The organism is Streptomyces macrosporus (assembly GCF_039533145.1).
Lineage (GTDB): Bacteria > Actinomycetota > Actinomycetes > Streptomycetales > Streptomycetaceae > Streptomyces > Streptomyces macrosporus.
This window is the reverse complement of record NZ_BAAASZ010000020.1, coordinates 488913-510541: the sequence shown is the minus strand read 5'-3', so window position 1 is coordinate 510541 and position 21629 is coordinate 488913. Positions and strand designations below refer to the sequence as shown.

Here is a 21629-nt window from a genome sequence, read left to right as displayed (position 1 = left end):
CCCGGAACCGAGGTTCCGGGCCGCCGCCGTGTTCGCCGTGTTCGCGTGGTGCCGTGTCGGGGGTGGGTGCCGGGTGGGTTTCCGGTCAGATCCTCACCTGGACGGCGCCGGAGAGCCGGTCGTGCAGGCCGCGGGAGTCGCGGTCCCAGACGAGGGCCGGGACGGCGAGCGCCAGCAGGACCGTGCGGAGGATCGCGCGGGGCAGCGTGAGCCGGCCCCCGTTCACCGAGATCACGCGCAGGCCCATCAGCCGCTTGCCGGGGGTGGAGCCGACCGTGCCGACGGTGAGGATGCCGAGCACCACGAAGACCAGCAGGGCCCAGTTGCCGGCCGCGCGGAAGTCGCCGCCCGTGAGCAGACCGTATGCGATCAGGAGGCACAGGCCCCAGTCGACGCAGATCGCGACGATCCTCCGCCCGGGCGGGGCGATCGATCCCGGCCCCTCTTCGGGCAGGCCCAGCCGCTCGCCGCGGTAACCGAAGTCCGCGCCCATCTGCTCGGCCGCCGCTCGGGGGCCGGAGAGCCACGATCCGATTGCTTGCCTGTTGTCCACCCGACCACGGTAACGCGCTCCCTTCCCGGGTACCCGACGGGGTTGACGCGGAGCGCGCGGACGCGCCCGATCCCGTCGGCGCGTCCGCTCGCACGTCCGTCTGGTTAACATCGCCGAAACGAACGGGTCATGGCCGAGAAATCCCGCAAACCTATCGTCGAGCCCAGCAGGACACCGCACTGGACTGCCACTCGAGCTGCCACCCCCGTCCCCTCGCGGCGGGACTAGGAGGACTTGGATGTTCCAGAACGCCGACGAGGCAAAGAAGTACATCTCGGACAACGACGTCAAGTTCATCGACGTCCGCTTCTGCGACCTGCCGGGCGTCATGCAGCACTTCACGATCCCGGCCTCCTCGTTCGACCCGTCCGAGATGCAGGCCTTCGACGGATCCTCGATCCGCGGCTTCCAGGCGATCCACGAATCCGACATGGCGCTGCTGCCGGACCTGTCCACCGCCCGCCTGGACCCGTTCCGCCGGGACAAGACGCTCAACATCAACTTCTTCATCCACGACCCGATCACCGGCGAGCAGTACAGCCGTGACCCGCGCAACGTGGCCAAGAAGGCGGAGGCGTACCTCACCTCCAGCGGCATCGCGGACACCGCGTACTTCGGACCCGAGGCCGAGTTCTACGTCTTCGACAGCGTCCGCTTCGAGACCAGCGCGAACCAGTCCTTCTACCACATCGACTCCGAGGCCGGCGCCTGGAACACCGGCGCGCTGGAGGACAACCGCGGCTACAAGGTCCGCTACAAGGGCGGCTACTTCCCGGCCCCGCCGGTCGACCACTTCGCCGACCTGCGCGCCGAGATGTCCCTGGAGCTGGAGAAGGCCGGCCTGCAGGTCGAGCGCCAGCACCACGAGGTCGGCACCGCCGGCCAGGCGGAGATCAACTACAAGTTCAACACGCTGCTGGCCGCCGCCGACGACCTGATGCTGTTCAAGTACATCATCAAGAACGTCGCCTGGCGCAACGGCAAGACCGCGACCTTCATGCCGAAGCCGATCTTCGGCGACAACGGCTCGGGCATGCACGTCCACCAGTCGCTGTGGCAGGGCGGCGAGCCGCTCTTCTACGACGAGCAGGGCTACGCGGGCCTGTCGGACACCGCCCGCTACTACATCGGCGGCATCCTCAAGCACGCCCCGTCGCTGCTGGCCTTCACCAACCCGACGGTGAACTCCTACCACCGCCTGGTCCCCGGCTTCGAGGCCCCGGTCAACCTGGTGTACTCGCAGCGCAACCGCTCCGCCGCGATGCGCATCCCGATCACCGGCTCGAACCCGAAGGCCAAGCGCGTCGAGTTCCGCGCCCCGGACCCGTCCTCCAACCCGTACCTGGCGTTCTCGGCGCTGCTGCTGGCCGGCCTGGACGGCATCAAGAACAAGATCGAGCCGGCCGAGCCGATCGACAAGGACCTCTACGAGCTGGCTCCGGAGGAGCACGCCAACGTCCCGCAGGTCCCGACCTCCCTCGACGCCGTCCTCGACGCCCTGGAGGAGGACAACGAGTACCTGCAGGCGGGCGGCGTCTTCACCGCGGACCTGATCGAGACCTGGATCGACTACAAGCGGACCAACGAGATCGCCCCGATCCAGCTCCGTCCGCACCCGCACGAGTTCGAGCTCTACTTCGACATCTGATCGGTCCCGGAGACGCCGCTCCCCCGGTGCCTCCGCCGATCCGCCGCCGCGGGGGCCTCGGGGGACTCCCGCGGCGGCGGCACGGGCCGTCGGCCGCGCGTCACACGGCGTGGGGTCGGCGGCCCTCGCGCGTTCGGGATGCCGGGGGGCCGGCATCCTGGTGGGCGTGTCCGAGCCCGCGCCCCTTCCCGACGCCCCCGAGCCTCCGCCGGAGGGGCGGCCGCCCGTCCTGTGCCGGATGTGCGGCAGGCCGCTGCGGGACCGGCAGGCCAGGCTGTGGGGGCTCGGGCCCGAGTGCCGGGAGAAGTTGGCGGTGCGGTCCGCGCCGCGGACGGCGGGCTGGGACGTGGCGCAGGAGACGCTGCCCGGCCTGGAGCCCGGGGACACGGCGGATTGCGGGGGCACGGCGTCCCCGGAGCGCTCCGCCGGCGGAGGGGACGCCCCGCGGCGGGCGTGACGGGCCGTGCCGGTGGGTTTGCCGGTGGGTTTTCACCCGCTTCGGGGTGGTGCGTTTGACCGTCGCTCCCCGGCCTCCCAGGGTGAGGAGGTGTCGTGCCCGCGCCCACCCGGGAGGTTTCCGTGACCAACCGCATCGACCAGCCGCGCGCCTTCGACCTCGTCGGCGATCCGCTGCTGGTGGCCGGCGTCGGCGCCGGGTTCGAGGCCGACCTGCGGTACCGCGTCGGGGAGGGCCACCACGAGGTCGGCGGGGCCTTCGACGTGGGAGGCGGAACCGGTCGCCACGCCCAGTTCCAGGTCCGGGTGGACCTCGGCGGCGTGACGTTCCGGCTGGACCGGCTCGTCGTCCAGGTCTTCGAGATCAGCCCCGGGGACGGCAGCGAGATCGGCGTGGCGAGCGTGCCCGTGATCTACGGGCCGCGGATCGTGCCGGGCTACACCGGCTACCGGGAGCACACGGTCGCCCGGGGCGAGACCCTGTCGACCGTCGCCCGGATCCACTACGGCAACGCCGGGCTGTACGAGTGGCTCGTGCGGGCCAATCCGCAGCTCGACGACCCCGACCTGCTCGTCCCCGGACAGGTGCTGCGCGTCCCCCTCGGCCCCTGAGTCCGTGGGGCCGAGGGCCGCCGGGCCGTCCGCCGTCCCCTCACCTCCGCCGACGGCTCCTGGTGCGCCGGTAGCCGAAGGGGCCGGGCAGGTCCATGGAGGTGGTGCGGCGGCCGGTGGAGCTGACGGTGTGGCGCGGGCCCCTGCCGCCGCCCAGGGTGACCGACCACGAGCGGCGGCCGATGTTCAGCCGGACGCCGGGCAGGATGCGGAAGCTCTTGCGGAACGTGACGGCCATGCGGCCCTCCTTCTCGGTTGCCTTCCCGCTCGCCGGTGGGAACAGCGGGGGGAACAGGTGTACGCGTTCCGTGTTCCCGCCTCCGCGGCCGGCGAACTCGGCGCCGTCCCGGTGGCGTTCGGGCGGGCCGCGCGCGGGCGGGGTCAGTCCGAGGAGTCCCGGTCGTCCCGGTCGTCCCGGTCGGCCGGCTCGTCCGGTTCCCGGAAGCTCGGTGCCAGGGGTCCGCGGTCGCTCTCGTCCTCGGTGACGAGGGGGGTGGCGGTGGTGTCGTCCAGGAACGCCCGCTCCACCGCCGGGTCGTCCTCCAGCGGCCTCGTCGGCGTCCGCTCCCGGTCCCGCCGGTCGTCGCCGTTCTCCGGCCGGTCGGGGGTGTCGGAGGGCTTCGCGTGCTGGTCGGACATGAGGGCTCCTCCCTTCCCGGTACGGGGACGGTCCCGTCGGGTACCCCCGCGGGCGCCGTGAACGCCACCGCCGGGCCGGACCTCCGCCGCTCCTGGCATCCGCCGTCCGGGTGAACCCGTCGGAGGCGCCGAGGCCCCGGGGAGAAAGCGTTTTCCGGCCTTTTCCGGTCCGCGCGGCCGGCGCGGGGCGTCCCTCCGGTGGCTGCCCCCGGAGGGCGGACGTACCTTCTTTCGAAGAACTGCACAGGCGTGCGGAGAGCGCACGCACCCGCCCGTACGGCCGGTCTCTCGGCCCGTCGCACGCATACGGGCGTCCGACGGCGCGGGGGATTCCTTCCACGGTCCCCGCGTCCGGGAAACCGTCCGGCGGACCCGGCGCGAACAACCGGGTCCCGGGCGCCGAGCGCGGCGGAGGTGATCCGTGGCCACGCAGACAGAACCCCTCTTGGAACCCCCCGGAGTCGAGGACGGCGCCGCCGTCTGGCGCATCGCCCGCGACTCCCGGACGCTCGACCTGAACTCCTCCTACAGCTACCTGCTGTGGTTCCGGGACTTCGCCGCCACCTCCGTGGTGGCGCGCGGCGACGACGGCGAGCCGGTCGGCTTCGTCACCGGCTACGTCCGTCCCGAACGGCCCGGCACGCTCGTCGTCTGGCAGATCGCCGTGGAGGAGCGGCAGCGCGGGCGGGGCCTGGCCGGGGCCATGCTGGACCACCTGGCCGCCCGGCTGCGGCCCCGGGGGGTGCGGCACCTGGAGACCACCGTCACGCCGGCGAACACCGCGTCCGACCGGCTGTTCACCGTCTTCGCCCGACGGCACGGCGCCGCGCTCAGGCGCGAGGTGCTGTTCGACGGCGGGCTCTTCCCCGACGCCCACGAACCGGAGGTGCTGTACCGGATCGGTCCGCTTCCCTGACCCGCTCCACGGCCGTGAGCGATCCACCCGTCCGGGAGGGACTCACCGAGGAGGACACGTCATGACCACCACCGCAACCGAGACGTCCGTCTTCGAGGTCCTGGAGTCGGAGGTGCGCAGCTACTGCCGCGGCTGGCCCGCCGTCTTCGACCGGGCGCAGGGCAGCCGCATGTACGACGAGGACGGCCGCGCCTGGCTGGACTTCTTCGCCGGGGCCGGCGCCCTCAACTACGGGCACAACAACAAGGTCCTCAAGCGCGCCCTGCTGGACTACCTGGAACGGGACGGCGTCACCCACGGTCTGGACATGTCCACCACCGCCAAGCGGGCCTTCCTGGAGACGTTCCGGGACCTGATCCTGGAGCCGCGCGGGCTGGACCACAAGGTGATGTTCCCCGGCCCCACCGGCGCCAACGCCGTCGAGGCGGCGCTGAAGCTGGCCCGCAAGGTCACGGGGCGGGAGACGGTGGTGTCGTTCACCAACGCCTTCCACGGCATGTCGCTGGGCGCCCTGGCGGTCACCGGCAACGCCTTCAAGCGGGCGGGCGCCGGCATCCCGCTGGTGCACAGCGTGCCCATGCCCTTCGACAACTACCTCGACGGCAGGGTCCCGGACTTCCTCTGGTTCGAGCGGCTGCTGGGGGACCGGGGGTCCGGGCTGAACCGGCCGGCCGCGGTGATCGTCGAGACGATCCAGGGCGAGGGCGGCGTCAACGTGGCCCGACCCGAGTGGTTGCGCGGCCTGGCCGACCTGTGCCGGCGCTGGGACATGCTGCTGATCGTCGACGACGTCCAGATGGGCTGCGGTCGCACCGGCCCCTTCTTCTCCTTCGAGGAGGCCGGGATCATCCCGGACATCGTCACCCTGTCGAAGTCCATCAGCGGCTACGGCCTGCCCATGGCGCTGGTGCTGCTCCGGCCCGAGTTGGACGTGTGGGAGCCGGGCGAGCACAACGGCACCTTCCGCGGCAACAACCCGGCCTTCGTCACCGCCACCGCGGCCCTGGACACCTACTGGGCGGACAGCGGGACGGAGAAGCAGACCCTGGCCCGCGGCGAGCGGATCGAGGCCGCGCTGAGCGAGATCGTCGCCGAGTACGGCCCGCTCGCCGCGTACCGGGGCCGCGGCCTGGTGTGGGGGCTGCGCCTTCCCGACACGGGGCACGCCTCCCGGGCGTGCGTCCGGGCCTTCGAACTCGGCCTGCTGGTCGAGACCTCCGGCCCGGAGAGCGAGGTGGTCAAGCTGCTCCCGCCGCTGACCACGACTCCGGACGAGCTGGACGAGGGGCTGCTCGTCCTGGGCCGTGCCGTCGCCGAGACCGCCTGACGGGCCCCGGCCCCGCGGCGGCCCGGTCCCACGGCGGGGCGCCTCCGCGTCCCGTCGGCGCCCCTCGACCCCCCTCGACACCTCATCGACATCCCATCGATCCCACGGGTGCCGTGCGGCACCCGCCGGAAGTCGGCCACGGGTGGTCCCACCCGGCCGACGACGAACGGAGCCTGGACATGCGTACAAGGCACTGGACCTCCACCACCGTGGCCGCTCTGACCCTGGTCGGCGCGTCCGTCGCCCCGGCCGTCGCCGTCGAACAGGTCGGCGAGCAGGACAGCACCTTCCTGAAAGCCGCCCACCAGGGCAATCTCGCGGAGATCGCCGCCGGTCGAGACGCTCGGGAGAACGCCGAGACCGCCTGCGTGAGGAACGTGGGCGCCACCTTGATCCGTGACCACACGCGCCTGGACGCGCAGGGCAAGGCCCTGGCGGAGAAGTTCGGCGTCGCCCTGCCGACCGCCCCCACCCCCGAGCAGCAACGGCAACTGGCGGACGTCCGCGCCCGGGCCGGCACGGCCGCGTACGACAGGGCCTGGCTGCGGGTGCAGGCCGCCTCCCACGAGAAGACCCTGGCGCTGATCGACCAGGAGATCAGGGCCGGGCAGAACCCCGAGGTCAAGGCGGCCGCCCGGGCCGCCCGGCCGGTCGTCGCCATGCACCTGGAGATGGTGCGCGGCGGCACCTGTCGCGCCTCCGCCGGGCCCGCGTCCGTCCCCGCCGGCAGCGGAGGCCGGGCGGCCGAGGCGCCGGGCCTGCCCCGGAGCGCCGGAGCGGTCGCCCTGGGCGGTGGGTTCCTCCTCGCCGCGTCCGGCGCCGTGTGGGTCGTCCGCGTCCGCCGTGCCGCGGCCGGCCGCTGACCGCCCCCTCGCCGTGCGCGGCCGTCCGCGACGGTGGTACGGCCCCGGGCCGGCGTCGGCCGGCCCGGGGTCGGCGGTCGTCCTCGCGGGCCTGGCGGTGGCCGTCGCGGGTGCCCTGTCGCTGGGCGCCCCCGCACCGTCCGTGGAGAACGCCGGGACCGTGCCCGGCCCCGGCCGCGCGGCGCCGGTGCCGTCCTCCTCGCCCGCGGCCCCGGCGGCGCCGCCGGTCGCCCTCACCGTCCCCGGCCGGTTCACCGCGCCGGTCGAGGCCGTGGCCGTCGACGCCGACGGCGCCCTGCGCCTTCCCGAGTCGCCCCACCGGCTGGGCTGGTGGGCGCTCGGGGGCACGCCCGGATCGGGGCGGGGCACCGTGCTGCTGGCCGGGCACGTCGACGTCCGGGACGGAGGCCCCGGGGTCTTCGCCGCCCTGCGCGCGGTGCCCGTCGGCGCGCACGCCGAGGTCGCCACGGCGGACGGCGGGCGACACCGCTACGTGATCACCGCGCGCCGCGTCCACCGCAAGGAGGCGCTGCCCCGCGACCTGTTCGGCGCCGAGGGCACCGCCAGGCTGGCGCTGGTCACCTGCACGGGCCGCTGGCGGCCGGAGACCGGCGGGTACGAGGAGAACCTCGTGCTGTACGGCGTCCCCGTCACGGCCGCGCCCCGCGCGGAGGCGCCCCGGCACGGCCGTCCGGTCCGGTAGGCGTGCCGGGGCGCCGCGTGGTGGGGCCGGTCAGCGCAGGAGGTGCAGGGGGACGGCGTTCGCCATCGCCTCGGCCCCGGCGTCGTTGGGGTGCAGGTGGTCGCCGCTGTCGTAGCGGGGGTTCAGCCGCCGCGGATCGGCGGGGTCGCGCAGCGCCCTGTCGAAGTCGATCACCCCGTCGTACTCGCCGCCGGTGCGGATCCAACGGTTGACGGCCTGGCGCGCGGCCTCGTTCTCGGGGCTGTGGAAGCCGAGGGTGTCGCCCTCGAACGGCAGGATCGTGCCGCCGTGGATCTTCAGTCCGCGCTCGTGGGCGCGGGCGATGAGTTGGCGGTGGGCGTTGATCACGTCCCGCGCGGTGACCTTCTCGGACGCCGGGGCGGTGCCGGCGGCCGGGTGGCCGAGGTCGTTCACGCCCAGCAGGACGACGACGTGCTCGACGCCGGGCTGGGCCGCCACGTCCCGGTCGAAGCGGCGCAGCGCGCTCTGCCCGAAGTACGCCGCGTACGCCTCGGCGGCGGAGCCGGCCGGCGGGTTGGGGTCGTGCAGCAGGCGGTTGCCGCTGACGCCCTGGTTGAGCACGCCCTGCGCGTGCGGGCCGTGGGCGGAGCGCAGGCGCTGGGCGAGGAGGTCGGGCCAGCGGTGGTTCGCGTTCGCGTCGGTGTCGGAGCCGTCGGTGATGGAGTCGCCGAGGGCGACGACGGCCGAGGCGCCGGCCGTGCGGGAGGTGCTCACGCTCACGCCGGTCAGGAAGTACCAGCGGTCGAAGGTGCCGGTCGGCTCGATGTCCGTCTCGGCGGTGACGTTGCCGGAGGCGACGTGGTTGTGCTGGAAGGCGAACGCGTGGACCGTCGAGCCCGGGGTCCGTTCGGGCAGGTGGACGCTGACCACCAGGTCGGAGCCCGCGGGCACCTTCAGGGAGACCGGGTCGCTGAGCGCGGGGGCGCCGGCGGGGATGGTGACGGAGGTGCGGCCGCCGAAGGTGAGGGCGCGGTCGGTGCGCGGGTCGACGCGGGTGGTCGATCCGTCGTCGGCCCGGCGGGCGATCCGGGCCTCGCCGACGACCAGGGGCCGGTCGCCGAACTCGTTCGACAGCCGGATGCGGACCCGGTCCCCGCCGATGCTGGTGTGGACGGTCTGACGGAGGGTCTGGTCCTCGAAGACGGTGGTGTCCGAGGCCGGGACGGCCGTGGGCGTGGTGGCCCAGGTGCCGACCCAGGCGCGGCCGGCGTCCCTCTCCGGCGCCGGCCGCGCGGTGGACACGGCCGGGGTGGAGTGGGCCGTCAGCAGGAGCAGGGCTCCGGTGAGCAGGGCCACGGCCCAGTTCCGGGCGCGCCCGGCGCGGTGTGCGGTGGCGGGGCGTGCGGTGTTCGGTCTCACGTCGGGTCTCCTCGGACGTCGGAGTGGGCGTCGGGGGCGTCGGGGTGGCGTCAGCCGTGGCGGGCGGGCCGGTCGAAGCGCCACCCCTCGGCGCGCAGGCGCGGGATGATCCGGTCGACGGCCTCGACGGTCTGGCTGCGGTCGCCGCCCCCGTCGTGCAGCAGGACGACGGCTCCGGGCGTGACGCCCTCGACGACGCGGCGGACCAGCTCGTCGGTGCCCGGGGGCTCCCAGTCGCCGACGGCCAGCCGCCAGCCCAGCGGCTGCATGCCCAGCGACGCCGCCACCTCGGGGGTCTTGCCCCAACTTCCGTAGGGGGCGCGGAAGTAGGGGATCGGAACGCCCGGCGCGGCCCGGTGGATCTCGGCGCCGGCGCGCTCCAGGTCTGCGCGGATCCGCTCCTCGGTCCAGGTGCCCATGTCGTCGTGGTGCAGGGAGTGGTTGCACAGGGTGTGGCCGCCCCTGACGATGGCGCGCACGAGTTCGGGGTGCCGCTCGACGTGGTCGCCCCACAGGCAGAAGACCGCCTTGACGCGGTGTTCGCGCAGCACCCTCAACAGGCGCGGGGTGTCGGTGGGGTCGGGTCCGTCGTCGAAGGTGAGCGCGAGGGTCCGGCCGCCGTGCCGGGTGGAGTCGACGACGGCGGCCGTGGCCTTCCCCTTCCCGTGCCCCCGCTCCTGGGTCTGGCCCGCCCGGGCCGGTCCCGCCACGGTCAGGGCGCCCAGGCACAGTCCGGTGGTGAGCAGCAGGGGCGTCGCGAGGCGGCGCGGGCGCCGGGAGCGCGTCCCGGTCCGGGTGGTCCGTCCGGTGGTGCTGGTGGTCTCGGTCAACGCTGGTCCCTTCCGGTGCGCTGTCGGGCCGGCGCTCCACCGGTGAGTGCGCGCACGCGTCCGTACGACTCGGGCCGAAATCTTTCGGAAACCTTCCGGTCGAGCGGGGAGACCATAGAGAGCCACCGGGGCGCCGTCAAGAGCGTCCCCATCCCGTCCCGCGGACGCTTCTTCGCAGGTCGGGGCGGGTTTCGGCCCTCTTTCGGGGCCGAGCGCGACAGGAAGTGCCACGAAGACCGCGCGGCTGTCGGGCCGAGATCGCCGTTATCCCGACACCCGTCTGATGACCTGGGAGGACTCCCGATGCCACCGTCTCAGCACGCGTCTCGCCACGGCGTCGCCGCACACCTCGCCACGCCGTACACCGACGACCACGACCGGAGGACGGGCATGCGCCATCGGTTCGACCCCGAACTGGCCGCGGCGCTCCCGATGATGCCCGAGGTCGACATCGCCGACGTCGACGAGGCGCGGGCCGCGCAGGCGGAGCAGCTCGCCGCGCGGGTCGCGGCGGCGGACGCCACGGGGGTGGACGTCACCGAGGTCCGCGCGCCCGGCCCGGACGGCGCGCCCGAGGTTCCGCTGCGGCTCTACCGGCCGCGGGGGGCGCGGGGTCCGCTGCCGGTCGTCTACGGCATCCACGGCGGCGGCTTCGTGGTGGGCTCCCCGGACGTCGACCACGACTGGAACCTGACGCTGTGCCGGGACCTGACGGCGCTGGTGGCCTCGGTCGACTACCGCCTGGCGCCCGAGCACCCCTTCCCCGCGCCCCTGGAGGACTGCTACGCCGGACTGTGTTGGCTGGCGGAGAACGCCGCCGAGCTGGACGTCCTGCCCGACCGGATCGCCCTGTGGGGCGACAGCGCCGGGGCCGGTCTGGCGGCCGGGCTGGCCCTGCTCGCCCGCGACCGGGGCGGGCCCCCGATCCGCTTCCAGCACCTGTGCAGCCCGGCGCTCGACGACCGGCTGGAGACCCCCAGCGCGCGGCGGTTCGTCGACACCCCCGTGTGGAACCGGCGCAACGCCCGGCTGAGTTGGGACGCCTACCTGGGGCACGGGGTGCGGGGCACCCCCGGGGTCTCCCCGTACGCGGCCCCGGCCCGCGCCGAGGTGATCGAACTGTCGGGGCTGCCGCCCGCGTACATCTCGGTGATGGAGCTCGATCCGCTGCGGGACGAGGGCATCGACTACGCCCGCGCCCTGCTGGCCGCGGGTGTGTCCGTCGAACTGCACCTGATCCCCGGCGCCTTCCACGGCGCGTGGGCGGTGGAGCACGCCGCCGTCGTACGGCGCGCGACCGCCGAGGCCGTCGCGGTGCTGCGCGGAGCGCTGGGGCGGTGAGGCGGTGAACGCTCAGTCGCCGTCGGCGTTACCGGCCAACCGCAGCCCGTACAGCGCCAGTTGGGCGCGGAACCGGTCTCGCGGGTCGCGCAGGCGCCACCCCAGCTCCCGCTCGACGTGCGCCAGCCGCGCGGCCACCGAGCTGTGGTGGAGGTGGAGTTCGGCGGCGGCCTGGCGCAGCGAGCCCGTGCGGCAGAACGCCGCCAGGGCGGCCAGCGGGTCGGTGCCCTGCCCGCACCGCTCGCCGTCGGCCAGTTCCGCCAGCCGCCGCACGTCCGCCTGGTCGCGCAGCCGCTCCACGGGGATGTCCGCCAGCAGCGCGACGGGGCCGAGTTCGTCGTGGTCGGCGACCGCCTCCTCCGGGGCACCGGGCGTCGCGAACCGCAGGGCGGCGCGGGCCTGTTCCCAGGAGGTCCGCGCGTCGAGGGGGTCCGCGGCGCCGCCGATCCCGACCCGTACGCCGGGCGCGGGCCCACGGCCCGTGCCGTGTCCCGTGCCGTGTCCCGTGCCGCGGTCGCGGGCCCGGGCGCGGACGGCCGCCCGCAGTTCCGCGGCCGGCGAGGCGGTGCCGCCCCGCGGGCCGTCCGGGCGCTGCACCAGCACCGCGCCCAGGGAGCCGACCCGCGCGACCCGCACGGCGCCCGGCAGCGCGCCGCGTCCGAGCAGGGCCACCGCCTCCACGCCCACGTCCGTCCCCCGGCCGCCGGCCACCGCGACCACCCGCAGCGGCGTCTCGGGGGCCAGGCCCAGCAGCCGCAGCGCGCGGGCACGGTCGGGGGCGTCCTCGCGCCCGGAGAGCACCAGCTCGACCAGCGCCGGGTCGGCGGCCCGGGGCGGACGGGTCGGCCGGGGCCGGCCGGCCAGCACCCGGGCGGCGATGGCCATCCACTCCAGGACCAGTTCGTCGAAGGGGCCCGGCGCGCCGGGCCGCTCCAGCCAGACCCGCCCGGCCGGCTCCAGCTCCACCCGGCCGGAGACGTGTCCGGGCGCGCCCGGAAGGGCGGCCCCGCCCGGGCCGAACCGCGCGGTGCGGCCGTCGGGGAGTTCGAGACCGGCCGGGCATCCGGCGAGCCCGGCGGTGGACCGGGCCAGGGTGACCGGGTCGAGGCCGCCGCCGAGCAGCGCCTCGAAGTGGGCGATCACCCGCACGGCGGTGGCCGCGTCCGCGTCCAGCTCCGACAGCCGCAGCAGCAGTCCCTTCACACCCCGCAGTCTAGGAAGGACGGCGACATGACCGACAGATCCGCGCACCCGGCGCACGCCGAGGAAGCCGAGGGAAGGAGACGAGCGGGAGCACGCCTGGCGGCGCTCCTGGGGGGCGTCCTGCCCCTGCTGGCAGCGTTTCTCCCGGCGTTCCTCCCGGCGTTCCTCCTGACGGTCGCCGCGCCGCCGGCCTCGGCGGCCACGCTGACGGAGGTGACGAACTTCGGCAGCAACCCGAGCAACCTGCGGATGCACCTGTACGTGCCCGACAGCGTCCGGCAGCGGCCGGCCGTCCTGGTGGCGGTGCACTACTGCACCGGCTCCGGCCCGGCCTTCCACTCCGGCACCGAGTTCGCCTCGCTGGCCGACCGGTACGGATTCATCGTGATCTACCCGTCCGCGACCCGGAGCGGCAACTGCTTCGACGTCTCCTCCCCGCAGGCGCTGCGGCGCGACGGGGGCAGCGACCCGGTGGGCATCCGCTCGATGGTGAGCCACGTGCAGCAGCGCTACGGCGCCGACCCGGAGCGGATCTTCGTCACCGGAGCCTCCTCGGGCGCCATGATGACCAACGTCCTGCTGGGCAACTACCCGGACGTGTTCACGGCGGGCGCGGCCTTCGCGGGCGTGCCGCACTCCTGCTTCGCCACCACCGACGGTTCGAGCTGGAACAGCGCCTGCGCCAACGGCACCCTGAACAGGACGCCGCAGGAGTGGGGCAACCTGGTGCGCGCCGCGTACCCCGGCTACGGCGGCCCCCGGCCGCGCATCCAGATCTGGCACGGCACCAACGACGACATCCTGCGCTACCCGAACTTCACCGAGCAGATCGAGCAGTGGACCGACGTCCACGGGGTGAGCCGGACACCGGCGTACACCGACCGTCCGCAGTCCACCTGGACCCGCACCCGCTACGGCGGCACCGGCGACCGGGCCCCGGTGGAGGCCATCAGCATCCAGGGAGGCGGACACTCGCTGCCCGCCGGCGGCATGGCGGCCCGGGCCATCGCCTTCTTCGGCCTGGACGGCACCGGCACGCCGCCGGACGACCCCGGCGACCCGGACCCCGAGCCGACGCCGGGGGCCTGCCTGGTCGACTACACCACCAGTGCCTGGAACACCGGCCTGACCGCGACCGTCACCATCACCAACACCGGCAGCGCGCCCGTCTCCGACTGGTCGCTGGCGTTCACCCTGCCCGCCGGGCAGACCATCACCTCCGGCTGGGGCGCGACCTACAGCCCCGCCAGTGGTGCCGTGACCGCCCGGGCCGTCTCGTACAACTCCACGCTGGCCGCCGGAGCGAGCGTCCGGATCGGCTTCCAGGCGAGCCACACCGGCAACACCGGGAAGCCCGCCTCCTTCACCCTGAACGGAGCCGCCTGCTCCACCGCCTGACGGCCGCCTCCGGTTCGAGGGTCCGGCCCCGGCGGGGTGCTCCCCGCCGGGGCCGGACCGTGCGGTGCGGGGGTCAGCGGACGGCCGGCTGGTCGAACGTGTAGCCCTGGGACTTGAGCTGCGGGATGGCCTGGTCGACGGCCGAGACCGTCTGGCTGCGGTCGCCGCCCCCGTCGTGCATCAGGACGACGGCTCCGGGCGTGACGCCCTGCACGATCCGGCGGACCAGCTCGCTCGTGCCCGGGGGCTCCCAGTCGTTGATCGCCAGCCGCCAGCCCAGCGGCTGCATGCCCAGCGACGCCGCCACCTGCGGGGACTGTCCCCAACTGCCGTAGGGGGCGCGGAAGTAGGTGATCTGCGCGCCCGGCGCGGCCTGACGGATCACGGCGTTGGTCTGCTCCAGGTTCTGGCGGATCTGCTGCTGGGACCAACCGCCCAGGTCCTGGTGGGACATGGTGTGGTTGCACAGCCGGTGGCCGTCGGCGACGATCGAGCGCACCAGGTGGGGGTACTGCCTGACGTGGTCGCCCCACAGACAGAAGGTCGCCTTGACGCCGTGCTTGCGGAGCACCTCCAGCATCCGCGGGGTGTGGGTGGGGTCCGGGCCGTCGTCGAAGGTGAACGAGACGGTCCGGCCGCCGCTCTGGGTGGAGGTGACGACGGTGCCGTCGACGGCCTGGGCCGATCCCGCCGCGGTCAGGGTGCCCAGGCACAGTCCGGCGGAGAGCAGCACGGACGTCGTCAGGCGGCGCAGCCGGCGCAGCCGGCCGGGGCGCCGGGAGGAGCGCGAGCGGCTCCGGGGGGTTCTGTCGGTGGTCCTCGAGGTCATGGTCAACTCCGGTTCCTCTCCGGTGCGTGGCCGGGCCGGCGCTCCTCGTCCCGGAGCGCGCCGACCCGGCCCGCACCGATGGGGGGTGAAAGTTTTCGGAACCTTTCCGGTCGAGCGGGGAGACAGTAGAGAGGGCCCGCGCCGGCGTCAAGCACCGGCCGTGGGCCTCCCGTCGGGGGTTTCCGCTGGTCGGAGGGGTAATCGCGGTCTGTCGTCGGCCGTCGGCGGCGGGAAGAGCGAGCGGTTGTCGGGTCCCGGAGGCCGTCCCTCCGCCAGTCGTCTGACGCCTTCGGCACGTTCCCGCGGCACCGGCCGGTGACCGTCGAGGGCCCCGGCCGGCTCTGCCGCGCGGACGGGCGCGCCGCGGCTACGGTGGCCTCATGGAGATCTGGATCAACCCGGCCTGCTCGAAGTGCCGCAGCGCGGTGAAACTGCTGGACGCCGAGGGCGCCGAGTACACCGTCCGCCGCTACCTGGAGGACCCGCCGAGCGAACAGGAGCTGCGGGAGGTGCTGGAGCGGCTCGGCCTGGAACCGTGGGACATCACGCGGACGCAGGAGGCCGAGGCCAAGGAGCTGGGACTGAAGGCGTGGCCGAGGGAGCCCGCCGAGCGGGACCGGTGGATCGAGGCGCTGGCGCGGCACCCGCGACTGATCCAGCGGCCGATCATCACCGCCGACGACGGCTCGGCGGTCGTGGCGCGCTCCGAGGACGCCGTGCGCGACGCGCTCTCCCGCTGACGCCCCCACGCCCCCGCGAGGTCCGTCCGAGGGCCTCCGGGATCCGTCCGGCCGGCCGCCTCCGTCACGGCGGCCGGCCGGGCTCAGCCTCGTCGGGGCCGCAGGAAGTCCCACCACCGGACGCGCCCGCGCCGGGGCGCCGCGGCCCGCGTGGACGCGTCCGCCGCCTGCGCGGGGACGGGAGCGGGCGGACGTCCCTCGGCCGGGGCGGACGCCGCGGCGCCGGCCGGGTGCGAGAAGGGGTTGCGGGCGTGGCGGGGCGTGAACCGCACCGGCAGCGCGTCCAGGTGGCGGGACCAGCTGGAGGAGGTCCAGCTCAACTCGTTCTCGGGGATGGCCAGTCGGAGGTCCGGCAGCCTGGCGATCAGGGTGTCGATGCCGGAGCCGGTGATGGCCCGTCCGATGTCCTGTCCCGGGCACTCGTGCGGCCCGCTGTTGAACGACAGGTGCGAGCGGTTGCCGTGCATGTCCTCGCCGGCCGCGCGTCCGATGGCCGGGTCGACGTTCCCGGCGGCCACGCAGAGCAGCAGCAGGTCGCCCTTGCGGACCTCGCGCCCGGCGATCTCCATGTCGTGGGTGGGGAACCGCCCGGGGACGACCGTCAGCGGCGGCTCGTCCCACAGGATCTGCTCGACGGCGGCCGGGAGCGTCATCTGACCGCCGTTGAGGGTGCCGCGGAACCGCGGGTCGGTCAGGACCATCCGCAGCGTGTTGACCATCAGGTTGGTGGTGGTCTCGTTGGCCAGGACCAGGACGAGCCGCAGGTGCTGGCGGACCTCCTCGTCGTCGAGGTGCGCCTCGTGCGCGATCAGCCAGGACGCCAGGTCGGGACCGGGCGCGCGGTGCTTCTCCGCCACCAGCCGGCCCAGGATCTCGTGGATGTGGCGGTCGGCCTCCAGGGCCTTCTCGGTGCCCTTGACGAGCTGCCGGCTGACCTCCACCAGCCGGGCCCCCTCGTCGTCGGGGAGTCCGAAGAGGTCGGTCAGCACCATCATGGGCAGCAACTCGGCGAACTGGCCGACCAGTTCGGCCCGCCCGGCGCCCGCGAACTCGTCGACGAGCTGGTGGGAGCGCCGGTGGACGTGGCGGCGGATGGCGCGGCGGTCGAAGTTCTCCAGGCTGTCCTTGACCGCGCCGCGCAGCCGCTTGTGCTCGCGGCCGTCCTGGGAGATGCAGTCGGGACGCCAGGCCAGCACCGGCATCAGCGGGGAGTCCTCGGGGATCCGCCCCTCCCGCAGGTCGCGCCAGTGCCGGGTGTCGCGGGCGAAGCGGCGCGGGTTGCGGGCGATCTGGAGGATCTCGTCGTAGCCCAGGACGAGCCAGGCGGGGACGTCGCCCTCCAGCAGGACGGGGGCGATGGCGCCGTATTCGGCGCGCAGCCGCTCGTAGAGGCCCATGGGGTCGGCCGAGGCGGCGGGCCCGTACAGCCGGACGACGCCGCCGGGGCCCCGGTCCGGATCGGGCGCGCGGGAGGAGACGTGGGCGGGGACGTGGGCGGGGCAGCCCGGCGGGGGCGTCGCGGCGCCGGTGGGGAGGCCGGCGCCCGCCCCGTTGTCCGAGGAGCGGGGGAATGGCGTGGTCACAGTGCCTCCGAAGGGGCGGTGGCTGAGTCGTAGAGGTGGTGCATCAGCGTCAGCAGGACGTCGCGGCTGGAGTCGAGCCGGCGGGCGTCGCAGTCGACCAGGGGGACGTGCTCGGGCAGGTCGAGCGCCGACCGCAGCTCGGACGCCGGATGCACCGGGGCGCCGGGGAAGTTGTTGACGGCGACGACGAAGGGGACGCCGCCCTGTTCGAGGCGGTCCATGGCCGGGAAGCTGTCCTCCAGGCGCCGGGTGTCCACCAGCACCACCGCGCCGAGCGCGCCCGCGATCACGCCGTTCCACAGGAACCAGAAGCGCTGCTGGCCGGGGGTGCCGAACAGGTAGAGGACGAGCTGGTCGTTGAGCGTGATCCGGCCGAAGTCCATGGCCACGGTCGTCTCGGTCTTGCGCTCCACGCCGGAGAGGTCGTCCACGCCGACGCCGGCCTGGGTCATCGTCTCCTCGGTGGTCAGGGGGCGGATCTCGCTGACGGAGCGCACCATGGTCGTCTTGCCGACGCCGAAGCCCCCGACCACCACCACCTTGACCGACCTCTCGGTCGAGGTCGGCAGCAGGTCCTCGCGCCGCGGCCCGAGGAGCGGTTCAGAGTCGTTGTAATCCATCGATCAGCGCTTTCAGGATCTCGACGTCGGGTTCCACGGCGGCCGTGGCGTGTGCCGTGCGGGTCTGCCGCGCCTCCACCAGGGAGTCGGCGATCAGGTCCGCGAGCAGCACGTGGACGGCGCTGAACGGCAGGTCCAGATACGCCGAGACCTCGGCCACGGAGAGCGGGTTGGCGCACATGCGCAGGATGGAGACGTGCTCGGGGCGCATGCCGGGTTTCGGTTCGGCCCGGGCCACGATCAGGGTGACCAGGTCCAGCACCTGTGCGTCCTCGGCCTCGGTGCGCCCGCCGGTGACGATGTACAGGGGAACGGGGGTGCCCTCCTCCCAGTCGTCCCGTTCCCTCTTCCGGTCGCCCCTGCTCACAGTGCCTGCTCGGGGGCGCGGGGCGGACTGGCGAGGTGGTCGCCGATGCGGATCACCAGGTCCCTCATGCGCTGGCTCATCAGTCCGGCGTCCACGCCCTCGTCGGCGGTCACCGCCAGGTAGGAGTTGGCGGCGGCGGCCATCAGGTAGAAGAAGCCGCCGTCGACCTCCAGGACGACCATGCGCACGCCGCCCTCGCCGTGCGGGAACTCCGCGGCCACCGACTGCGCCAGGCTCTTGAGCCCGGAGGACGCGGCGGCCAGCCGGTCGGCGGTGTCCTTGTCGGTGCCGAACTGGGCCATGCACAGCCCGTCGGCGGACAGCAGCACGATGTGCCGGGTGTAGGGGACGGTGACGGCCAGGTCCTTGAGCAACCAGTCCATGTTCTTGAGCCGCTGCTGCGTCACGTGCTACTCACCTGATTCCACTACTGGTTCCGCGACTCGTTGCCGGTCGCCGGGGATGTCCGGGGGATGGGGGGCGTCTGGGGGGCCGTGCCGTTCCCGCCGGCGCCCGCGTCGTTCCCGTCGGGCTTGGCGAAGAAGGCGCCCATCCACAGCCCCGTGTCGGGGTGGATCTCCAGAGGCGGGCGGCCGTCCGCCCGCCGCGCGGCGGAGGTGCTCGGCGTGGCGCCCGTCGGCTCGCCCGCCGGCCGGGGGGCGCGTCGACGGCGGCGCTGGGGCAGCCCGTTGGCGTTCCGCTCGACGACGACCGCCTCCTCCTCCGCGTCCGGGCGCGGGCCGATCGGCTCCGGCCGCCGGGTCACGAGGCCGGGGGGACGGCCGCCGACCCGGGGGTAGCCGTCCATGGGCAGTGCGGTGAGCAGGTCGTGCGGGACGAAGACGACGGCGCGGACGCCGTCGCAGGTGGAGGGGCGCAGGGAGATCCGCAGGTTGAGGCGGTTGGCCATGATGCCCGCGACGCGCAGGCCCATGCGGGCCGTCTCGCCGAGGTCCTCCAGGTCCAGGCCGTCGACCGCCTGGGTGAGCAGGAACTCGGCGTGCTCGCGGGTCTCCTCGGTGAGGCCGACGCCCTTGTCCTCGATGGAGACCTCGACGCCGGAGGCCACCTCCTCGGTGTTGACGATCACCTTGGTGCTCGGCGGGGAGTAGCGGGTGGCGTTGTCCATCAGCTCGCTGAAGACCAGGCTCAGCGGCTCGACGGCCGGGCCGAGCACCGCGACCTCGGCGATGCGGTGGAGTTCGATGCGCAGGTACTCGGCGATGGGCGCGCTGCCGGCGCGCAGCACGTCGTAGAGCGAGACCGGCTTCTGCCACTGGCGGGCCGGGCTGCCGCCGCCGAGGACGGCGAGGCTGGTGGCGACGCGGCCGGCGACGTTGACGCCGTGCTCCAGGTGCATCAGGTCGCCCAGGATCTCCGGGCCGGGGTGCTTGAACTGCATCCTGCGCAGGTCGGCCTGGAGGCGGTGGATCTCGGCCTGGATGCGGCAGGCGATGTTGACGATCGCGCGGCGGGCGGAGTCGCGCTGGTACTCGCGGTCCTGGACCGCCTGCACCACCACGCGGGTCAGGTCCCGGTGGGCGGCGACCAGTCGGGGGTCGGAGTCGGCCGGGTGCAGGGCGGCGGGCACCACGTCGGCGGGTGCCTCGCCGCGCTGGACGGCCGCGACGATGGGGGGCATGACCTCGCGGCAGTACCGTTCGAGGTCCGCCAGGTGGCGCTCGGCGCGCTGTTCGAGGACGGCTGTCGCGCGTCCGCGGCGCACCGCCTCGTAGGCGGCCACGGCGACCGCGAGCACCGCCGCGGCCCCGCACCAGGCGACCGCGGACCGGGCCTCGTCGGTGACGGTGAACAGGGCTGCGACCGCGCAGGCGGTGACCAGTACAGGGGGGACGAGCCACACGCTCCCGGGGGCGGGGCGTCGACCTCCCGTCAACGAGCCGGCAGGCTCCATGGGCATCCTCGGGCGTCGGGGTGGGCGGTGGGCGAAGGGTGGATTCGTCGGGCGGACGTCGGGTGGACGTCGAACGGGCAGGGACGGTGGTGCCGTTGGTGCGGACGGCGGGGCGGGAAGGGAGGCCGTGCGTCGGGGACCGTGCCGGTGGCGCAGACCCCTGGCATACGCCTGTCCTGGAAGGAGGGCGTCCGGACTCGCCGGCTCCCCCCGGCCGCCCCGCCTCGGGGCATGTGGGCGCCAAGGCGCCGCGCGCGACGACGACAAGCCGTGACGGCGACGACTCGCTGCGTGACAGGGAGCATAGGGGGATCCGGCGGGCCGCGGCGGAGACTTGACAAACCCGATCCGAATATGCGGTTGCGCGAGGGACGTACGGGCGGCCGATAACGGCGGGTGCTGCGCGTTCGTGCCGCTTTGGGCGGGTGCACGCTCCGGAAATCAATGGCCAAAGCCGGACACGTGTTCCGTCGCTCGGTCGGGTGGCGCCCCGCTTCCCGGAGCGCCACGGGGAGGTCCGGGGAGGTCCAGGGAGAGGCCCGGGGAGAGGTCCGGGGGAGGTCCGCGGGGAGGGCGTGGGAAAGCCCCGGGAAAGTCGCGGAAAGTGCGGGGAATTTCCCACGTCGCGGGTCCGGATGGGGCAAGGTGCCGTCATCCTCTCCATGGGACCTCTCCAGGAGAGGGGACCGAGGGGGGCGAGGGAGATGAGCAGTTTCGGCACGCACCGGGCCCGTGTGCACGACGCGACACGGCCGCCGCGGCACCGGCTGGTCGACCTGCGCTCGTGCCTGACGCACTTCGCGCCCTACGGGTTCCGGGCCACCTTCCACCACCTGTGCCAGAGCGCCGGCATCCCCCGGCGCCCCGAGCGGGACCCCGACTCGCTGGTGCGGGCCATGGAGGAGCTGCACCAGGCCCGGCTGGTCTGGCTGGCCTCCGTCACCGCGTACGCCGAGCTGCGGACGCGCGAGAAGCACGCGGGCCGGCGGCAGCCGCCGGCCGACGACGCGTGGCGGGCGTGGCGGCGGGGTTGGCACAACATCGCCCACTGCCCCGACCCCGGCCGTCATCCCACCGAGCCGCTGCCCGTGGTGGTCCGCCGCGTGCTGCACGGCCCACCGCCGGACGGGACGGGACCGGGCGGAACGGGACCGGGCGGGGCCCACGGCCGCCCGGTGTGCCGCGTGTGCGCCGGACCGACCACCACCGAACGCTGGAGCGACGGCTACTGGACCCACACGCTGTGCGCGGGGTGCGGGGTGAGTCTGGGCCGGGAGTGACGGTCCGTCAGGTCACGTGGGGATCGGCCGCGCGGAAACGGCGCAGCAACTCCCGTGCCGGGGCGCTCTCCCCGTCGAAGGCGATCGACCTCCCCCGCCCGCCGGGGTCGACGACCCGTGCCCGGTTGCAGGCGAAGCAGAACGCGATCTCGCGGACGACCTCGTCGTCCGTGTGGAGGCGGACGCCGTAGCCGGGGCTGAAGCAGCGCGCCGGCTCGCCGTGCGGCAACGCGGCGACGAGGGCCAGGACGTCGGCGGCCTCCTCGCCGGTCCACAGCGCGATCCCCTCCCCCGGCACCGTCCGCCAGGAGAGGGCGTCGCGCGCGTCGGCGACACGGACGGCCTCGACGATCACCACCGGGCGCGCGGGGACGAAAGGCATCATCCGGCCATCCTCCCGGAACGGCCGGACGCGGCGGCGGCCGG

The 21629-nt window shown here is 74.3% G+C and carries 24 protein-coding genes; 11 read left to right on the top strand and 13 right to left on the bottom strand.

Translation table 11 applies throughout. From position 1 onward, the window contains the following. Nucleotides 1–85 precede the first annotated feature (85 nt). Complete coding sequence (locus ABD335_RS14285) at nucleotides 86–553, bottom strand: RDD family protein (protein WP_344322693.1); 468 nt, start codon at nucleotides 551–553, stop codon at nucleotides 86–88. 238 nt (nucleotides 554–791) lie between these two features. On the opposite strand from ABD335_RS14285, the gene glnA reads away from it, so the two are divergent. The 3 genes from glnA (at nucleotide 792) to ABD335_RS14270 (ending at nucleotide 3269) form a co-directional block, all read left to right on the top strand. Next, nucleotides 792–2201 (top strand): type I glutamate--ammonia ligase, encoded by a 1410-nt coding sequence (glnA, locus tag ABD335_RS14280; RefSeq protein WP_344322692.1) that lies wholly within the window; start codon nucleotides 792–794, stop codon nucleotides 2199–2201. A gap of 166 nt (nucleotides 2202–2367) precedes the next feature. Next, nucleotides 2368–2658 (top strand): DUF6011 domain-containing protein, encoded by a 291-nt coding sequence (locus tag ABD335_RS14275; RefSeq protein WP_344322691.1) that lies wholly within the window; start codon nucleotides 2368–2370, stop codon nucleotides 2656–2658. A gap of 122 nt (nucleotides 2659–2780) precedes the next feature. Then, on the top strand, nucleotides 2781–3269 hold the full coding sequence (locus ABD335_RS14270; RefSeq protein ID WP_344322690.1) for a LysM peptidoglycan-binding domain-containing protein: 489 nt from the start codon (nucleotides 2781–2783) through the stop codon (nucleotides 3267–3269). 40 nt (nucleotides 3270–3309) lie between these two features. Here ABD335_RS14270 and ABD335_RS14265 read toward each other — a convergent pair whose 3' ends face one another. Both ABD335_RS14265 and ABD335_RS14260 read right to left on the bottom strand, forming a co-directional pair. After that, the gene (locus ABD335_RS14265) at nucleotides 3310–3507 is read right to left on the bottom strand and encodes a DUF4236 domain-containing protein (RefSeq protein ID WP_344322688.1); all 198 of its coding nucleotides are present in this window, start codon (nucleotides 3505–3507) and stop codon (nucleotides 3310–3312) included. Nucleotides 3508–3650: 143 nt separating this feature from the next. Continuing rightward, nucleotides 3651–3908 (bottom strand): hypothetical protein, encoded by a 258-nt coding sequence (locus ABD335_RS14260; protein WP_344322687.1) that lies wholly within the window; start codon nucleotides 3906–3908, stop codon nucleotides 3651–3653. Between the two features lie 421 nt (nucleotides 3909–4329). Here ABD335_RS14260 and ectA point away from each other — a divergent pair, with 421 nt between their 5' ends. From ectA to ABD335_RS14240, 4 genes are all read left to right on the top strand, one after another. Beyond that, nucleotides 4330–4824, top strand: a complete 495-nt coding sequence (gene ectA, locus ABD335_RS14255; RefSeq protein ID WP_344322686.1) for a diaminobutyrate acetyltransferase — start codon at nucleotides 4330–4332, stop codon at nucleotides 4822–4824. Between the two features lie 61 nt (nucleotides 4825–4885). Further along, complete coding sequence (gene ectB / locus ABD335_RS14250) at nucleotides 4886–6151, top strand: diaminobutyrate--2-oxoglutarate transaminase (RefSeq protein WP_344322684.1); 1266 nt, start codon at nucleotides 4886–4888, stop codon at nucleotides 6149–6151. 179 nt (nucleotides 6152–6330) lie between these two features. Next, nucleotides 6331–7014, top strand: a complete 684-nt coding sequence (locus ABD335_RS14245; RefSeq protein ID WP_344322683.1) for a DUF4142 domain-containing protein — start codon at nucleotides 6331–6333, stop codon at nucleotides 7012–7014. A gap of 97 nt (nucleotides 7015–7111) precedes the next feature. After that, a complete protein-coding gene (locus tag ABD335_RS14240; protein ID WP_344322682.1) occupies nucleotides 7112–7717 on the top strand; it encodes a class F sortase in 606 nt (201 codons plus the stop codon). Nucleotides 7718–7747: 30 nt separating this feature from the next. Here ABD335_RS14240 and ABD335_RS14235 read toward each other — a convergent pair whose 3' ends face one another. Both ABD335_RS14235 and ABD335_RS14230 read right to left on the bottom strand, forming a co-directional pair. Continuing rightward, on the bottom strand, nucleotides 7748–9097 hold the full coding sequence (locus ABD335_RS14235) for an SGNH/GDSL hydrolase family protein (protein WP_344322680.1): 1350 nt from the start codon (nucleotides 9095–9097) through the stop codon (nucleotides 7748–7750). Between the two features lie 50 nt (nucleotides 9098–9147). Further along, nucleotides 9148–9927, bottom strand: a complete 780-nt coding sequence (locus ABD335_RS14230; protein WP_344322679.1) for a polysaccharide deacetylase family protein — start codon at nucleotides 9925–9927, stop codon at nucleotides 9148–9150. 390 nt (nucleotides 9928–10317) lie between these two features. On the opposite strand from ABD335_RS14230, the gene ABD335_RS14225 reads away from it, so the two are divergent. Next, nucleotides 10318–11268, top strand: a complete 951-nt coding sequence (locus ABD335_RS14225) for an alpha/beta hydrolase (RefSeq protein ID WP_344322678.1) — start codon at nucleotides 10318–10320, stop codon at nucleotides 11266–11268. Nucleotides 11269–11280: 12 nt separating this feature from the next. Here the strand turns inward: ABD335_RS14225 and ABD335_RS14220 are convergent, their stop codons facing one another. Next, nucleotides 11281–12471: a PucR family transcriptional regulator gene (locus ABD335_RS14220; RefSeq protein ID WP_344322677.1), complete on the bottom strand. Its 1191-nt coding sequence runs from the start codon at nucleotides 12469–12471 to the stop codon at nucleotides 11281–11283. A gap of 27 nt (nucleotides 12472–12498) precedes the next feature. Here ABD335_RS14220 and ABD335_RS14215 point away from each other — a divergent pair, with 27 nt between their 5' ends. After that, complete coding sequence (locus ABD335_RS14215; protein WP_344322676.1) at nucleotides 12499–13869, top strand: extracellular catalytic domain type 1 short-chain-length polyhydroxyalkanoate depolymerase; 1371 nt, start codon at nucleotides 12499–12501, stop codon at nucleotides 13867–13869. A gap of 73 nt (nucleotides 13870–13942) precedes the next feature. Here the strand turns inward: ABD335_RS14215 and ABD335_RS14210 are convergent, their stop codons facing one another. Beyond that, nucleotides 13943–14698: a polysaccharide deacetylase family protein gene (locus tag ABD335_RS14210; protein WP_344322674.1), complete on the bottom strand. Its 756-nt coding sequence runs from the start codon at nucleotides 14696–14698 to the stop codon at nucleotides 13943–13945. A 380-nt stretch (nucleotides 14699–15078) separates the two neighbouring features. Between ABD335_RS14210 and ABD335_RS14205 the strand changes: the two genes are divergently transcribed. After that, nucleotides 15079–15438, top strand: a complete 360-nt coding sequence (locus tag ABD335_RS14205; protein ID WP_344322673.1) for an arsenate reductase family protein — start codon at nucleotides 15079–15081, stop codon at nucleotides 15436–15438. Between the two features lie 83 nt (nucleotides 15439–15521). Here ABD335_RS14205 and ABD335_RS14200 read toward each other — a convergent pair whose 3' ends face one another. From ABD335_RS14200 to ABD335_RS14180, 5 genes are read right to left on the bottom strand one after another with little or no spacing between them, the layout of a single operon-like run. Beyond that, nucleotides 15522–17021: a cytochrome P450 gene (locus tag ABD335_RS14200; protein WP_344322672.1), complete on the bottom strand. Its 1500-nt coding sequence runs from the start codon at nucleotides 17019–17021 to the stop codon at nucleotides 15522–15524. Then, nucleotides 17018–17641, bottom strand: a complete 624-nt coding sequence (locus ABD335_RS14195; protein WP_344322671.1) for a GTP-binding protein — start codon at nucleotides 17639–17641, stop codon at nucleotides 17018–17020. The genes ABD335_RS14200 and ABD335_RS14195 overlap by 4 nt, the downstream gene beginning before the upstream one ends. Continuing rightward, complete coding sequence (locus tag ABD335_RS14190; RefSeq protein ID WP_344322670.1) at nucleotides 17622–18008, bottom strand: DUF742 domain-containing protein; 387 nt, start codon at nucleotides 18006–18008, stop codon at nucleotides 17622–17624. The genes ABD335_RS14195 and ABD335_RS14190 overlap by 20 nt, the downstream gene beginning before the upstream one ends. Continuing rightward, on the bottom strand, nucleotides 18005–18391 hold the full coding sequence (locus ABD335_RS14185; protein WP_344323044.1) for a roadblock/LC7 domain-containing protein: 387 nt from the start codon (nucleotides 18389–18391) through the stop codon (nucleotides 18005–18007). Before ABD335_RS14185 ends, ABD335_RS14190 begins: the two co-directional genes overlap by 4 nt. A 44-nt stretch (nucleotides 18392–18435) precedes the next feature. Beyond that, nucleotides 18436–19923, bottom strand: coding sequence for an ATP-binding protein (locus ABD335_RS14180; RefSeq protein WP_344322668.1), 1488 nt, complete (start codon nucleotides 19921–19923; stop codon nucleotides 18436–18438). Between the two features lie 704 nt (nucleotides 19924–20627). Here ABD335_RS14180 and ABD335_RS14175 point away from each other — a divergent pair. Continuing rightward, the gene (locus ABD335_RS14175; RefSeq protein WP_344322667.1) at nucleotides 20628–21203 is read left to right on the top strand and encodes a hypothetical protein; all 576 of its coding nucleotides are present in this window, start codon (nucleotides 20628–20630) and stop codon (nucleotides 21201–21203) included. 7 nt (nucleotides 21204–21210) lie between these two features. On the opposite strand, the gene ABD335_RS14170 is transcribed toward ABD335_RS14175, so the two are convergent. Next, complete coding sequence (locus ABD335_RS14170) at nucleotides 21211–21588, bottom strand: hypothetical protein (RefSeq protein WP_344322666.1); 378 nt, start codon at nucleotides 21586–21588, stop codon at nucleotides 21211–21213. Nucleotides 21589–21629: the final 41 nt, after the last annotated feature.